We start from the raw sequence: 14649 nt of genomic DNA, 5'->3' as shown, positions 1-14649 counted from the left end.
ACGGAGCAGACCATGGACACCACCGCCCCCGTCTTCTCGGTGGAGGGCCTGTGGAAGGTGTTCGGCCCCAAGGCCGAGCGCGTTCCCGCCGACCCCGAGCTCACCGCCCTCGACCCCGCCGAGCTGCGCGCCCGCACCGGCTGCACGGCCGCCGTCCGGGACGTCAGCTTCGACGTGCGCAAGGGCGAGGTCTTCGTCGTCATGGGCCTGTCCGGCTCCGGCAAGTCCACGCTGGTGCGCTGTCTGACCCGGCTCATCGAGCCGACGGCCGGCACCATCGCCATCGACGGCGAGGACGTCCGCGCCATGGACCGCTCCCGGCTGCGCGAACTGCGCCGCCACCGCGCCGCCATGGTCTTCCAGCACTTCGGCCTGCTGCCGCACCGCACGGTCCTCGACAACGTCGCCTACGGCCTGGAGATCCAGGGCATGGGCAAGAACGAGCGGCGTGAGCGGGCCGCCGAGGTCGTCGCCAAGGTCGGCCTGGAAGGCATGGAGCACCGCCGCCCCGGCCAGCTCTCCGGCGGCCAGCGGCAGCGCGTGGGCCTGGCCCGCGCCCTCGCCGTCGACCCCGAAGTCCTGCTGTTCGACGAGCCGTTCAGCGCGCTCGACCCGATGATCCGGCGCGACATGCAGGAGGAGGTCGTCCGGCTGCACCAGGAAGAGGGCCGCACGATGGTCTTCATCACCCACGACCTCCAGGAGGCCCTCAAGCTGGGCGACCGCATCGCCCTGATGCGCGACGGCCGGGTCGTCCAGCTCGGCACGCCCGAGGAGATCGTGGGCTCGCCCGCCGACGACTACGTCCGCGAGTTCGTCCGGGACGTCCCCCGCGAGCAGGTCATGACCGTCCGTACGGCCATGCGCCGCCCGTCGGCGGACCAGGACGGCAGCGGACCGGCGGTCCGGCCCGAGGCGACGGTCTCCGAGGCGATCGAGGCGGTCGCCCGCGCCGGCTCACCGGCCCGTGTCATGGACAAGGGCCGCTGCGTGGGCGTGGTCGACTCCGACACACTGCTCGGCGTCGTCGCCGGCACGGAGCAGCCCGCTCCGCCGGGGACCGAGCAGCCCAAGGAGGCGGTGTGATGGCGACCATCACCGCGAACCCGCCCCGCCTGGGCCTTCCCGGGCTGCTGCGGAACCGGGCCGTCCAGAAGCTTCTCCTGCTGGCCGTCGCGGCGGCGATCCTCGTCCCGCTGGCCAGTGCCCGCTGGGCCAGCGGCAGCTGGCCGGGCGCGCTTACCGTCGACTTCTCCGAGCCGCTCGCCAAGGCCAGCGACTGGATCATCGACAACCGCGACAGCCACCCGCTGTTCCTGTACTTCTTCGGCCACGTCAGCAACGTCGTCGTCATCGCCGTACGGGCCGTCTACCTCGCCCTCCTCGCCATCGGCTGGGCGGGCGTCAGCGCACTGGGCGCGCTCGTCGCCTGGCGCGTGGCGGGCGTCAGGCTGGCGCTCGGCACGGCCGTCGCGTTCCTCGCCTGCGGCGTGCTCGGCATGTGGGTGCCGACCATGCAGACCCTCGCCCTGATGGTCGTCGCGGTCCTCGCGTCGGTCGTGGTCGGCCTGCTGCTCGGACTCGCCGCCGGGCTGTCCGACCGGATGGACCGCGTCCTGCGCCCGGTCCTGGACACCATGCAGGTGCTGCCCGCCTTCGCCTACCTGCTGCCGGTCGTGCTGGTCTTCGGCATCGGCGTCCCGGCGGCCGTGCTGGCCACCGTCATCTACGCCGCCCCGCCCATGGCCCGGCTGACCTCGCTCGGTCTGCGCGGCGCCGACAAGGAGGTGTTGGAGGCCGTCGAGTCGCTCGGCTCCACCGCACGCCAGCGGCTGCTGACCGCCCGGATCCCGCTGGCCCGCAAGGAACTCCTCCTCGGCGTCAACCAGACGATCATGATGGCGCTGTCCATGGCCGTCATCGCGGCCGTCATCGGCGCGGGCGGTCTCGGTGACCGCGTCTACCAGGCACTGGCCTCGGTCGACGTGGGTGCCGCGCTCGCCGCCGGTATCCCGATCGTGCTGCTGGCCGTCGTCCTGGACCGCGTCACCGGCGCGGCGGGGGAGAAGCTCGGCGCCGAACCGGAGCCGCGCAGCGGGCGCGGCTGGCTCATCGCACTCGCCGGTGTCGTCGCCGTGGCGGTCGCCGGGCGGCTCGCGGGCCGCCTCGACTGGCCCGACGCCTGGGTCGTCGGCATCGCCGAGCCCGTCAACCGCGCCGTCGACTGGATGACCGCGCACCTGTACTCGGGCGTTCCCGTCGTCGGCGGCACCGCCGACTGGGCCGGCCACTTCACCACCTGGGTCCTCGACCCGATGCGCGACGGCCTGCAGTCGCTGCCCTGGTGGGGTGTCCTGCTGATCGTCGCCGCCCTGGCCTGGGTCATCGGCACCTGGCGCACCGCGCTCACCGCCGTCCTCGCCATGGCCGCCATCGGCGTGCTCGGCGTCTGGAAGCCCTCGCTGGACACGCTCTCCCAGGTCCTCGCGGCCGTCGTCGTCACCCTCGTCGTCGGGTTCGCCGTCGGTATCGCCGCGGCCCGCAGCGACCGCCTGGAGCGGGCCCTGCGGCCCGTGTTGGACGTCTTCCAGACGATGCCGCAGTTCGTGTACCTGATCCCGGTCGTCGCCCTGTTCGGCGTCGGCCGCGCCCCGGCCGTCGCGGCCGCGATCGTGTACGCGCTCCCGGCCGTCGTCCGCATCACCACCCAGGGCCTGCGCCAGGTCGACCCGGCCGCCCTGGAGGCCTCCGGCTCGCTGGGCGCGACCAGCTGGCAGCAGTTGCGGCAGGTCCAGCTCCCGCTGGCCCGCCCGGCCCTGCTGCTCGCCGTCAACCAGGGCCTCGTCCTGGTCCTCGCCGTCGTCGTCATCGGCGGCCTGGTCGGCGGTGGCGCGCTCGGCTACGACGTCGTCTTCGGCCTCGCCCAGGGCGATCTGGCGACCGGTCTGGTGGCCGGCGCGGCGATCGTCTGCCTCGGCCTGATGCTCGACCGGGTGACCCAGCCCACCGAACGCCGCGCGAAGAAGGGGGCCTGACATGCGAGTCCGTACGACAGCCGCGGTCGCCGCGGTGAGCTCCCTGGCGCTGCTCACCGGCTGCGGTGCCGCCGACATGACCAAGCAGGCCTCGCCCTTCGCCAACGCGCAGGGCGCCAAGACCGTGACCCTGTCCGTGCAGTCCTGGGTGGGCGCCCAGGCCAACGTGGCCGTCGCCCAGTACATCCTGGAGCACGAACTGGGCTACCGCGTCGACACCGTCCAGGTCGACGAGGTGCCCGCCTGGGACGCCCTCAGCCAGGGCCGCGTCGACGCGATCCTGGAGGACTGGGGCCACCCCGAGCAGGAGCAGAGGTACGTCAAGGACAAGAAGACGATCGCCCCCGGCGGTGAACTCGGCGTCACCGGCCACATCGGCTGGTTCGTCCCGACGTACCTCGCCAAGCAGCACCCGGACATCACGAACTGGAAGAACCTCAACAAGTACTCCCACCTGTTCCGCACCCCGGAGAGCGGCGACAAGGGCCAGCTGATGGACGGTTCGCCGTCCTACGTCACCAACGACAAGGCGCTGGTGAAGAACCTGAAGCTGGACTACCAGGTGGTGTTCGCGGGCTCCGAGGCGGCGCAGATCACCCAGATGAGGCAGTTCGCCAAGGAGAAGAAGCCCTTCCTCACCTACTGGTACTCGCCGCAGTGGCTCTTCAAAAAGGTCCCCATGACCGAGGTGAAGCTGCCGCCGTACAAGGAGGGCTGCGACGCGGACCCGGAGAAGGTCGCCTGCGCCTATCCGCACACGCCGTTGCAGAAGTACCTGAACTCGGGCTTCGCGAAGAACGGCGGCAAGGCGGCGGCCTTCCTGAAGAAGTTCAAGTGGACGACCGAGGACCAGAACGAGGTCTCCCTGATGATCGCCGACAAGAAGATGACGCCGGAGGACGCGGCGAAGAAGTGGGTGGACAGCCACAGGTCCACGTGGAAGAAGTGGCTGTCCTGAGCATCCCTACGGTCGCAGCCCGGCGGCGATCTCCCGCAGCGCGCGGGTGGCCCGCCGCTGGAGCCCCGGCCCGAAGGTGATCCGGGTGGCCCCTCGCGCGCCGAGTTCGGCGGGCGAGGGGCCCTGCCCCGGGACCGCGACCACGTTGATCGGCCCCTGGATACCGGCCCGCAGCAGCGGCAGCACCTCCGGCGGGGCGCCGATCGGGTAGACGCAGTCGGCGCCCGCGGCGACGTACAACGCGGCCCTCTCGATGGCCGCTTCGGGATCGGCGACCCCGCGGGCGAAGGTGTCCACGCGGGCGTTGACGAAGAGCCGGTCGCCGGCCGCCTCGCGCACCTGCGCCAGCCAGTCGGCGTGCACGCGCGGATCCTTGAGCACCCCGCCCTCGGAGTCCTCCAGGTTGCAGCCCACCGCCCCCACCTCCAGCAGCCGCTCCACGAGCTCCTTCGGCGCGATCCCGTAACCGCCCTCCACGTCGGCGGAGACCGGCACGTCGACGGCCCGGACGATCCGGGCGACCGCCGCGAACATCTCGTCGGCCGGGACCTGCCCGTCCTCGTAGCCGAGGCAGGCGGCGACCCCGGCACTGGGCGTGGCGAGCGCCGGGAACCCGGCCTCGGCGAACACCCGGGCACTGGCCGCGTCCCACGGCCCGGGCAGCACCAGGGGATCACCCGGGGCCCGGTGGTGGTGCAGGGCGCGGAACACATCGGCCTTGCTCATGGCGTGTGACCCCCTGGCGGAACACGGCGGCCGACCATCACCCGGTTCCAGTTGTTGACGGCGACGACCAGGCCGATCAGATGGGCGAGTTCAGCCTCGTCGAAGTGCTTCGCGGCCTGCTCGTACACCTCGTCCGGCACGAACCCGTCCGTCAGCACGGTCACCGCTTCCGTCAGCGCCAGCGCGGCCCGCTCCCGCTCGTCGAAGACGTCCTCGGCCTCCCCCCACGCGGCCAGCAGATCGAGCTGCTTCTCGCTCACCCCGTACTCGCGGGCGATCGCCAGATGCATGTCGAGGCAGAACGCGCAGTGGTTGAGCTGCGAGGCGCGGATCACGACGAGCTCGGCCAGGGCCGGGTCGCCCAGGCCCTGCTTGGCGACCTTGCTGAGCGTGGACAGGGCCCGCCCGACCGCCGGGTCGAGCAGGCGGGTCCGAGCCGTCACTTGTACTGCCCCGGCTGGTAGTGGCCCGGCGCCATACGGCAGGTCACCCCGAACCGGTTCCAGGCGTTGATCGCCGTGATCGCGGCGATCACCTGCGCCAGTTCGGCCTCCTCGAAGTGCTTGGCGGCGTTCTCGTACACCTCGTCCGGCACGAACCCGTCCGTCAGGACCGTCACGGCCTCCGTCAGCTCCAGGGCCGCGAGCTCCTTGGCGGTGTAGAAGTGCCGCGACTCGTCCCAGGCGCTGAGCTGCACGATCCGCTCGACGCTCTCGCCCGCCGCGAGGGCGTCCTTGGTGTGCATGTCGATGCAGAAGGCGCAGTGGTTGATCTGGGAGGCGCGGATCTTCACCAGCTCGTACAGCTTGTGGTCGAGACCCTGCCGGGCGGCCATCTCCAGCCGGACCATCGCCTTGTAGACCTCGGGCGCGTGCTTGGCCCAGTCCAGGCGGGCGGGCTGCTCGGCGGCGTACTCCACGGTCGTCGGGTCGGTCGTGTCCTCGGTGTGTGTCGTCATGCCCTCGACCCTAGGAGGGAAGCAGCCCAGGGGTATGGTCCATTTCCATGGCGGAACCACGGGCCACTTTGGGCATCGACCTGCACCTGGAGCCGACCGGCCCGGGCCTGCGCCGAGGGCTCACCGACGCCCTGCGCGAGGCGGTGCGCTCCGGCCGGCTGGCGCCCGGCACCCGGCTGCCCTCCTCCCGCGCGCTCGCCGCCGACCTGGGCATCGCCCGCAACACGGTCGCCGACGCCTACGCCGACCTGGTCGCCGAGGGCTGGCTCAGCGCCCGGCAGGGCTCGGGGACCCGGGTCGCCGACCGGACGGTGGTACCGCCGGCCGGCACCGCACCCCACCCCCGCGAACCCGCCCGTCCCGCCTACGACCTGCGCCCCGGCAGCCCCGACCTCGCCTCCTTCCCGCGCGCGGAGTGGCTCAAGGCCGCCCGCCGCGCCCTGACCGCCGCCCCCCACCACGCCCTCGACTACGGCGATCCCCGGGGCCGTCCCGAACTGCGCGCCGCGCTCGCCGGCTACCTCAGCCGGTCCCGGGGCGTGCGCGCCGACCCCGAACGGATCGTGGTGTGCTCCGGGTTCGCGCACGGCCTGAAGCTGCTCGGCACGGCCCTGCGAGCGCGCGGGGCGCGGACGGTCGCCGTCGACTCGTACGGGCTCGATGTGCACTGGAGGATCCTGGCCGCGTCCGGTCTGCACACGGTCCCGCTGCCCTTCGACGGGCTGGGCACCGACCCCGGCGGGCTGTCCGCCGCCGACGCGGTCCTCCTCACCCCCGCCCACCAGTTCCCGATGGGCGTCCCCCTGCACCGCGACCGCCGAGCGGCCGTCGTGGACTGGGCGCGCCGCACCGGCGGGCTGGTGCTGGAGGACGACTACGACGGCGAGTTCCGCTACGACCGGCAGCCCGTGGGCGCGCTCCAGGGCCTGGACCCCGACCGGGTGGTCTATCTGGGCACCGCGAGCAAGTCCCTGGCCCCCGGGCTGCGGCTGGCCTGGATGGTGCTGCCGCCGGGCCTCGCCGAGGAGACCGCCGCGGCCAAGGGCGGTGTCGACACGTGCGGGGTACTGGACCAGCTGACCCTGGCCGAGTTCCTCACGTCCGGGGCCTACGACCGCCATGTGCGCGCGACCCGCCTGCGCTACCGGCGCCGCCGCGACGCCCTGGTCGCCGCCGTCGCGGCCCGGGCCCCGGAAGCCCGGATCACCGGCATCGCGGCCGGGCTGCACGTCCTGCTGCGGCTGCCGCCCGGCACCGAGCAGTCGGTGGTCCAGGCGGCCCACTGGCAGGGTCTGGCGGTCCACGGACTCGCCCGCTACCGGCACGCCGCCGCGGTCGCCGAGCCGGCCGACGCCCTCGTCGTCGGCTACGGGACACCGCCGGACCACGCGTGGTCGGGGGCGCTGGACGCGCTGTGCGCGGTACTGCCCGGATAATCGCGTGAATTCCCCTCCGGAATGCCGCTCAATGGATATGGTCACCCCATGAGCGAAAGCACTTCTCCGTCCCGCGTGGCCCTGAAGAAAACAACACCTGACGTGTCCGCCGCAATGGGCTCCCTGCACACCGCCGCCGTTTCCGCGGCCCAGGACGCCAAACTCGAACCGGAACTGCTGGAACTGGTCAGGATCCGCGCCTCGCAGATCAACGGCTGCGCGTTCTGCATCGACATGCACACCCGGGACGCCCGCGGCCAGGGCGAGACCGAGCAGCGCATCTACGCCCTGAACGCCTGGCGGGAGACGCCGTTCTTCACCGAACGCGAGCGTGCCGCACTGGCGTTGACCGAGGCGGTGACGCTCGTCCACGACGGCCACGTCCCGGACGCGGTGTACGCCGAGGCGGCCGGGGTGTTCGACGAGAACCAGATCGCGGCGCTCATCTGGTCGGCCACGGTCATCAACGCGTACAACCGGATCGCGATAGCGACACGTATGACACCGAAAAGCTGAGAGAACGGGAAAAGCGGTGCGTCGGGTCGAATTCGACCCGACGTCGCCATTTTCTCCGTTCAGCCGACCGGTAATTCAGCCGACCGGAAATTCAGCCGACCGGAAATTCAGTCGACCGGCAGCGGCTCCATCATGCTGTCGAGCCAATCCCGCCATTCCCCGGCCCGCTGAGCCGGAGGCACCCGCATCGGCCGCCCGATCCAGCCCGTCACCGGCCGGATCCCGTGCAGCGCGTTCACCAGCCACACCTCACGGCCGTCCAGCTCGGCCACGGTCCGCTCCCGGTGCGCGATCCGGATCCCCGACCGCAGCGCCCGCTCCTGGACCAGCCCGGACGTCACACCCGGCAGGACGGGCAGCCGGGGCGGGGGCAGGCACAGGGTGTCGTCCTCCCACCACAGGACGCTGGCGGTGGCCGACTCCAGCACCGTGCCCGAGGGCGCGATCAGCACCGCCTCCTCCGCGCCCTCGCCGGACGCCCGGCGGCGCACCCGGGCCAGGGTGTCCAGGTCCGGGCCCTTGCGACGGGGCACGGTCCGCGGATCGGACTGGCCCGCCGCCCACAGGCGCACCCCCGTGCCGAGCGGCGGAGCGGGCCGCAGCAGCAGCCGCAACTCCAGTGAACCCGCCGCGAGTTCCACCCGCGGGAACCACGCACCCGTGCGCGGCAGTACGGCGGTCACGTCCTGCCAGAACGCGACGAGCCGGCGCGGCTTCGGTCCGCCGCAGTCACCGCAGGCCCGCGCGAACCGTTCCTGGTGCCGGTCGTAGGCCCGCACCCGGCCTTCGCGCACCAGCCACGAGTCCGCGGCGAGCAACCGCCCCCCGGCCGCCCGGTCCGGGGCCGGGACCAGGCCACGGCCGGGCGCCCACGTCCACAGGCCTTCCGCCACCGCCGGTCTTGTCACCAACAGCCTCCTCAGTACGTGCGTCAGTACGTGCGTCCCGCGACGGCCGACGCCCCGTGCCGGGGCCCGTACGGCGCGTGCTCCAGCCAAGACCCGCACCACGGCACCACGGGCGCCAGTGCCGCAGCCGCCCGCTGTCCGACCCGGACGGTGCGGCGGCGCGGCCGCAGGTGGTCCAGGGCGGCACCGGCGGCGGCACTGTTGAACAGGGCCGCCGCCCGCCGCACCTCGGCGAAGGAGGCGACCGCCTCGCCGGTCCCCGCGGCGATCGCCTCGGCGGCGGCCGCCGCGTCCGCGATCCCGCTGTTCATCCCGCGTGCCCCGAACGGCGGGAAGAGATGCGCCGCCTCGCCGGCCAGCAGCACCCGCCGGTGCGGATCGGTGAACGAGGCCGCCACCTTGCGCAGGAAGCGGTACGTCGACACCCACAGGATCCGCTCGCCGTAGCCGTCCCCCACGACCGAGGGCAGCCAGCGCCGTACGGCCTCCTCGGTGCCGTACTCCTCCGGCCGGTCGTCGTCGTGGCACTGGAGGTCGACCTGGAAACCCCCGGTGAACGGCACCCGCATCACACTGCGGCCGCCCACCCCGGGATGCTCGTAGTGGAAGACCCGCTCCAGCGGCAGCTCCGCGCCCGGTACGTCGGCGACGTCCACGACGACGTGGAAGCCCTCGCCGCGCGTGCCCTCCAGGGCGATGCCCAGCTCCCGCCGGACCGTGGAGCGGGCCCCGTCGGCGGCGATCGCGAACGCGCCGGCCCACACCCGCCCGTCCTCGTCCGTCACCCGGACCTCCGTCCCGGTGGTGCGCACGCCCGTCACGCGCGCACCCCACACGAACTCCACCCCGGCCTGCGCACAAGCCGCCCGCAGGAACCGCTCGGTGTCCGTCTGGCGCAGGCTGGTGAAGGGCGGCGGGCCGGACGGGGGCGGGAAGGAGCGCGCGTAGACCTCACGTCCCCGGTAGAGGGTGCGCCTGGTGTGCCAGGTCCGCCCGTACGAGGTGATCTCGGCGGCGAGGCCGGGCCGCATCGCGTCCAGCAGGCCGAGGGTCTCCCGGTGCACGAACAGGGCCCGGCTGCCCGGCCGTTCACGGTCCTCCGGCTCCGCCTCCAGCAGGACGGCCGGCAGCCCGTGCGCCCGCAGCGCCAGAGCCGCCGACAGGCCCACGGGACCGGCGCCCACGACCAGGACCGGGGTCATGCCCGGGCCCCTTCGGTGAGCATCCGGGCGATCTCCACCCGTTTCACCTTCCAGGTCGCGGTCATCGGCAGGTCCTCGAACCGCCACTGCCGCGGCTCGGCCATCGCCGGCAGCCCGGCCGTGGCCCGCCGCCAGCGCTCCGGGTCCAGGGGCCGCTCGCCGCGCACGCACACCACCGGCACCGGCTCCCGGTCCGCGCCCGGCACGATGACGACCTCGCGCAGTTCCTCCAGCCGGGACATCAGCACGTCCTCGACCTCCAGATTGCTGTGCACGGCGTCGATCAGGTCCACCTCGCGGTCGATCAGGTACAGCGCGCCCAGTCGGCTCCGGTAGCCCATGTCGCCCATCTCCCACCAGCCGTCGGTGAGCTGACGGTCGTAGCGCTCCGGCATGCCGAGGTAGGTGAGGATCCGGCCCCGGGTGCGGGCCTCGATCCGGCCCGGGGTGCCGGGCGGGACCCGCCGGCCCCCGGCGCCGGTGACCCGGACCCGGGTGAAGCCCGGTATCCCGAACCCGACGCGGCGGCCGTCCGCGCGGGCCGCACTGCGCCGGGTCACCACCTGGAACGCCACCGGGCCCGTCTCGCTCTGCCCGTACAGCTGGATCAGCCAGGGCGTACGGCGCCGCGAGGCGCCCAGCAGCCGCCGTACGGTGCGCGGATGGATCGCGTCGAACGTGGAGCCGTACGCCCGTACCCGGGACAGCGGGGCACCGGGCGCGTCGGCCAGTTCCTCCCACAGCACGAACGTGTTGGGGTGTGTCTCCACGATGCCGGGCCGGTGCCGGGCCAGCAGCGGACCCACCGCGGCCGGATCCGGGTCGGTGATCAGCACGAGCGGGCTGCCGAAGTGCAGCAGGACGCCGAGCAGATGGTAGAAGCGCGAGTGCACGAACGACATGTGCAGCGCCGCCGGCTCGCCCCGCGTGGGCCGGCCCAGTGCCTGCTGCGGCACCAGCCGGTTCCACATGGTGTGCGCGCAGTGCACGGCCAGTTTGGGCACGCCGGTCGTGCCCGAACTGTGGGTGATCAGGGCCGGTTCGCGAGGATGCAGCCGGACCGGTGGGGGAGGCTCGGCGCCGGCGTATTTCGCCAGGGGCTCCGCCCCGGGCGCGTCGTCCACGCAGAGCGTCCGCCGCACCAGCCCGGACCGGGCGAGCTCCCTCAGGCCGTCCAGCGTGGCGCCGTCGGTGAGCAGCCAGGGCCGGCGCAGCCGCTGAAGGAGCTGCCCGGCCACCGCCGGTGCCAGCGCGGGCGACAGCAGCACCGGCACGGCGCCGATACGGGAGACGGCGCAGGTCAGCAGCACGATGTCGACGTTGTCCGCCTTGTGCACGACGACCTGCTCCGAGGGCCGCACCCCGGCCTCCCACAGCCGCCCGGACAGGTCCTCCACCAGGTCGGCCAGCACGGTGTAACTCAGGTCGACCCCGAGGGAGGGGGCGACGTCCAGTGGCCGGTCCAGGGTGACGAAGACGGCCCCGTGCCGGTCGGCCGCACGGCGGAAGACCGGTCCCAGATAGAAGCCGCGGTCGGTGAACAGGGGTGGTCGCACGGGATCGTTCCTCTCTGCGGGGTTCACCAGGCGCCCCGTCGCACCAGATGGCGGCGCAGCTTCCCGGTCGGGGTGCGCGGCAGCGACGGGACGAAGCTGACGCTGCGGGGGACCTTGAACGCGGCGAGGCTCTCCCGGGCCAGGCCGATGAGCTCGTCCGCCAAGGCCGTCCCGCACCGGCGGGTCGGGGACCACGAAGGCCCGCAACCGGTTCGCGCCCCGCCCGTCGGGCACGGCCGCGACCACCACCTCCCGCACCGCCGGATGGCCGCGCAGCACGGCCTCCACCTCCAGCGGGGAGACGGTGATACCGCCGACCATCTCCATGTCGTCGGCCCGGCCCAGATGCCGGTAGGAGCCGTCCGGTTCGCGGCACGCCCGGTCGCGGGTGGCCAGCCAGCCGCCGACCAGGGTCCGGGCGGTCTCCTCGGGCCGGTTCAGATAGCCGGGCGTCACCGTCGGCCCGCGCACCCACATCTCGCCCTCCTCGCCCTCCGGCACCGGGTGGCCGTCCCGGTTGCGCAGCTCCACCTCGAAGCCGGGCACGGGACGGCCGACGGTCCCCGGGTGGTTGTGGGCGAAACCGTTGGCGCAGAACGCGTGACCGGCCTCCGTGGAGCCGATCTGCTCCAGCACCGGGGCGCCGAGCAACGCGGTCACCTGCTGGGCGAGCCCCTCCGGCAGCCCCTCGCCGGCCGACACCGCGGCCCGCACCGAGGCGAAGCAGTCCTCGTGCCCGTGGCCCCGCTCGGCCACCAGCGCCGCGTAGGCGGACGGCACGGAGTACAGCAGCGTCACCCGGTGCCGGGCGACGAGTTCGTCGATGGTCGCCGGGGTGGGGCGCCGGTCCACCAGCACCACGGACGAGCCGGAGAACAGCGGGAAGACGAAGGCGTTGCCGAAGCCGTAGGCGAAGAACAGCTTCGACACCGACAGGGTGACGTCCTCCGCGGTGATCCGCAGCACCCGCCGGCCGACGAGGTCGTGGTACGTCCGTGGGTCGCCGTGCGTGTGCACGACGCCCTTGGGGCGGCCCGTGGTGCCGGAGGTGTACTGGACGTAGAGCGGGGTGTGCGCGTGGGCCTGGTGGACGGGCGCGGGCTCGGCGGCGGGGGCGAGCGCCATGAGCTGGTCGGCGCCCAGACGGGCTCGTCCGGCGAACCGCTCCTCCAGGCCCGGCCCCGTCACACAGAGCCCGGCCCCGGTGTCCTCGGCCAGGAACGCGTGGTCGGCCGCGGGGAGTTCGGGGTTGACCAGGACCGCGACGGCGCCGAGACGGGCGGTGGCGAGGAAGGCCGTCACCCAGGCGAGGGAGTCGGGCAGCGCCAGCAGCACACGGTCCCCGGGGCGCACCCCGTGCCCGGCGAGCACGGTCGCGGCCCGGGCCGCGAGGTCGTGCACCTCGCCGTGGGTCCAGGCCCGGTGTCCCTGGTGGAAGGCGGTCCGCCCGCCCCACCCGCGCCGCTCGGCGAGCTCTTCGAGCTGGGCCGCGAGGTTCCCGGGAGCCTCGGCCTCGACGGGGTGCGGCGCGACCTGCGGACTGGTCATCGCCGGGCCTCCCCGGCCGCCCCGGCCCGGTCACCGGGCGGGGCCTGCCGCCGGATCCGGTCGGCCGTGTGCTGGTGCAGGGCCCGCATCGGGGCCGCGGTCTTCAGCAGCATCTCCTCGTACTCCGCGTCCGGATCGGAGCCGAGGACGATCGCCCCGCCCGCACCCAGGTGCATCTGGCCGTCGGCGAACACGGCGGTACGGATGACGATGCTGAGATCCGCTCCGCCGCCGCACCCGAAGTAACCGAGGGCGCCCGAGTACACGCCCCGGGCCTCGGACTCCAGCGAGTCGATGATCTCCAGCGTGCGCAGCTTCGGCGCGCCGGTCATCGAGCCGCCGGGGAAACAGGCCCGGACACAGTCCACCGCGTCCGTCTCCGCCCGCAGCCTGCCCTCCACGGTCGAGACGAGCTGGTGCACGGTGGCGTACGTCTCCGTGTCCATGAGCTTGGGGACGCGTACCGACCCCGTCCGGCAGACCCGGCCCAGGTCGTTGCGGAGCAGATCGACGATCATCAGGTTCTCGGCCCTGGTCTTGGCGTCCGACGCGAGAGCGTCCCGCAGCCGGGCGTCCTCCTCCGGCCCGTCGCCCCTCGGCGCGGTCCCCTTGATGGGCCTGGCCTCGACGGTGCCGTCCCGACCGATCCGCAGGAACCGCTCGGGCGAGGACCCGGCCACCTCCAGCTCCCCGAACCTCAGGAACGCCGCGTAGGGGGCCGGGTTGTCGCGGCGCAGCGTCCGGTAGAACGCGAACGCGTCGGGCGGTGCGGGCAAGCGGGCGGCGTTGGTCAGGCAGACCTCGTAGCTGGTGCCCGCGCGCAACTCCCGCTGGCACGCCTGGATGTCCGCGAGATACGTCGCCCGGTCGCGCACCAGCCACGGCTCGGCGGCGCCGGGGTCCGCCGGGGCCGGCGGCGCGGGCAGCGGCGGCCGTTCCGTCGCCACGCAGGTGAGGTCGGCCAGGGCGCTCTCCAGCCAGTCGGCGGCCTCCCGGGCGGCCTGCGGGGTGTCCTCCGCGAGGCAGACGGCGTACGTGAAGCCCTCCTGGTGGTCCACCGCGATCACCCGGTCGGCGAACAGCCAGGCGGCGTCCGGGACCGGGGAGCGGTGACGGTTGGGCGACCCGCAGTCCGCCTTCACCTCGTAGCCGAAGTAGCCGACGTAGCCCCCGGTGAAGTCGAACGGCAGCCCGGTCGCGTCCACGCGGCGGTTGGTCAACTGCCGCTTGAGGTAGTCGAAGACACTGGCCGCGACCTTCCGCACCGGCCGCCCCGCCCGCTCGATCTCACAACGCCCGCTTTCGACGTCGTACCGCACGAACTCGGCGAGCGGCCCGCTGCCGTCCCCGAAGAACGAGAACCGCGACCGCCCCGGCTCCACGAGCGAACTGTCCAGCCAGAACGCCGGCGAGGCCCCCGCGCACATCCGCACGAAGGCCGCCTCGACATCCACGGCCCCGGCGATCCGCCGAGTGTGCAGCCGATACCCGACGCGGTGGGGGCGACGGGGCCGGGGGATGGTGGCGGAGGCAGGGCTGACGACCGCCCCGGCCTCACCACACGGCTCACGCCCCGCGGCCGTGCCAACCTCGGGCACCATCCCGGAGCCGGGGGACGGGTCGACCCCACCGGACGGCCCGGGCCCTGCGGACGGATCGGCCCGACCGGACGGCCCGGGTCCTGCGGATGGACCGGCCCCGCCGAACCGGCCAGGGCCTCTGGACGACTGGGCCCCGGCGGACGGCCCGGCCGTGAGGGACCGGCCAGGCCCCGCCGACGGCCCGGCCCCGGTGGATGGACCGGTA

Annotated in this window: 11 protein-coding genes and 2 pseudogenes; 5 read left to right on the top strand and 8 right to left on the bottom strand. The window is 73.6% G+C overall.

Annotation, left to right across the window (positions count from 1 at the left end; genetic code table 11):
- Window positions 1-12: 12 nt before the first annotated feature.
- Genes GTY47_RS06745 through GTY47_RS06735 form a run of 3 tightly spaced genes read left to right on the top strand, consistent with a single transcriptional unit; the run spans window position 13 to window position 3993 of the window.
- Window positions 13-1086 carry a glycine betaine/L-proline ABC transporter ATP-binding protein gene (locus GTY47_RS06745; RefSeq protein ID WP_050810199.1) on the top strand — a complete coding sequence of 358 codons (1074 nt, stop codon included), beginning with the start codon at window positions 13-15 and terminating at the stop codon, window positions 1084-1086.
- On the top strand, window positions 1086-3035 hold the full coding sequence (locus GTY47_RS06740; protein WP_010036363.1) for an ABC transporter permease subunit: 1950 nt from the start codon (window positions 1086-1088) through the stop codon (window positions 3033-3035). The genes GTY47_RS06745 and GTY47_RS06740 overlap by 1 nt, the downstream gene beginning before the upstream one ends.
- A gap of 1 nt (window position 3036) precedes the next feature.
- Window positions 3037-3993 carry an ABC transporter substrate-binding protein gene (locus GTY47_RS06735; protein WP_010036359.1) on the top strand — a complete coding sequence of 319 codons (957 nt, stop codon included), beginning with the start codon at window positions 3037-3039 and terminating at the stop codon, window positions 3991-3993.
- 6 nt (window positions 3994-3999) lie between these two features.
- Here the strand turns inward: GTY47_RS06735 and GTY47_RS06730 are convergent, their stop codons facing one another.
- Genes GTY47_RS06730 through GTY47_RS06720 form a run of 3 tightly spaced genes read right to left on the bottom strand, consistent with a single transcriptional unit; the run spans window position 4000 to window position 5677 of the window.
- Window positions 4000-4719: an isocitrate lyase/phosphoenolpyruvate mutase family protein gene (locus GTY47_RS06730; protein ID WP_010036355.1), complete on the bottom strand. Its 720-nt coding sequence runs from the start codon at window positions 4717-4719 to the stop codon at window positions 4000-4002.
- Window positions 4716-5162: a carboxymuconolactone decarboxylase family protein gene (locus GTY47_RS06725; RefSeq protein ID WP_010036354.1), complete on the bottom strand. Its 447-nt coding sequence runs from the start codon at window positions 5160-5162 to the stop codon at window positions 4716-4718. The genes GTY47_RS06730 and GTY47_RS06725 overlap by 4 nt, the downstream gene beginning before the upstream one ends.
- The gene (locus GTY47_RS06720; protein WP_010036353.1) at window positions 5159-5677 is read right to left on the bottom strand and encodes a carboxymuconolactone decarboxylase family protein; all 519 of its coding nucleotides are present in this window, start codon (window positions 5675-5677) and stop codon (window positions 5159-5161) included. Before GTY47_RS06720 ends, GTY47_RS06725 begins: the two co-directional genes overlap by 4 nt.
- A 47-nt stretch (window positions 5678-5724) precedes the next feature.
- On the opposite strand from GTY47_RS06720, the gene GTY47_RS06715 reads away from it, so the two are divergent.
- Complete coding sequence (locus GTY47_RS06715; RefSeq protein WP_029180939.1) at window positions 5725-7113, top strand: PLP-dependent aminotransferase family protein; 1389 nt, start codon at window positions 5725-5727, stop codon at window positions 7111-7113.
- Between the two features lie 48 nt (window positions 7114-7161).
- On the top strand, window positions 7162-7629 hold the full coding sequence (locus GTY47_RS06710; protein WP_029180938.1) for a carboxymuconolactone decarboxylase family protein: 468 nt from the start codon (window positions 7162-7164) through the stop codon (window positions 7627-7629).
- 107 nt (window positions 7630-7736) lie between these two features.
- Here the strand turns inward: GTY47_RS06710 and GTY47_RS06705 are convergent, their stop codons facing one another.
- The 5 genes and pseudogenes from GTY47_RS06705 to pabB all read right to left on the bottom strand — a co-directional run.
- Window positions 7737-8537, bottom strand: a complete 801-nt coding sequence (locus GTY47_RS06705; protein WP_029180937.1) for an aminotransferase class IV — start codon at window positions 8535-8537, stop codon at window positions 7737-7739.
- A gap of 23 nt (window positions 8538-8560) precedes the next feature.
- On the bottom strand, window positions 8561-9739 hold the full coding sequence (locus tag GTY47_RS06700; RefSeq protein WP_010036341.1) for an FAD-dependent monooxygenase: 1179 nt from the start codon (window positions 9737-9739) through the stop codon (window positions 8561-8563).
- Entirely contained in the window at window positions 9736-11322 is a 1587-nt protein-coding gene (locus GTY47_RS06695; RefSeq protein WP_050810195.1) for an AMP-binding protein, read from the bottom strand. Before GTY47_RS06695 ends, GTY47_RS06700 begins: the two co-directional genes overlap by 4 nt.
- Window positions 11319-12843: pseudogene (locus GTY47_RS06690) on the bottom strand (AMP-binding protein). The gene GTY47_RS06695 and the pseudogene GTY47_RS06690 overlap by 4 nt, the downstream one beginning before the upstream one ends.
- Window positions 12840-14363 (bottom strand): annotated as a pseudogene (pabB, locus tag GTY47_RS06685) (aminodeoxychorismate synthase component I); the annotation flags it as partial. The pseudogenes pabB and GTY47_RS06690, both read right to left, overlap by 4 nt.
- Window positions 14364-14649 lie beyond the last annotated feature (286 nt).

It is taken from the genome of Streptomyces sp. SID5464, from assembly GCF_009862985.1.
In the GTDB taxonomy this organism is placed as follows: domain Bacteria; phylum Actinomycetota; class Actinomycetes; order Streptomycetales; family Streptomycetaceae; genus Streptomyces; species Streptomyces chartreusis_D.
Note: the sequence above shows the minus strand (reverse complement) of the source record. Positions and strands in the feature narration are given on the sequence as shown.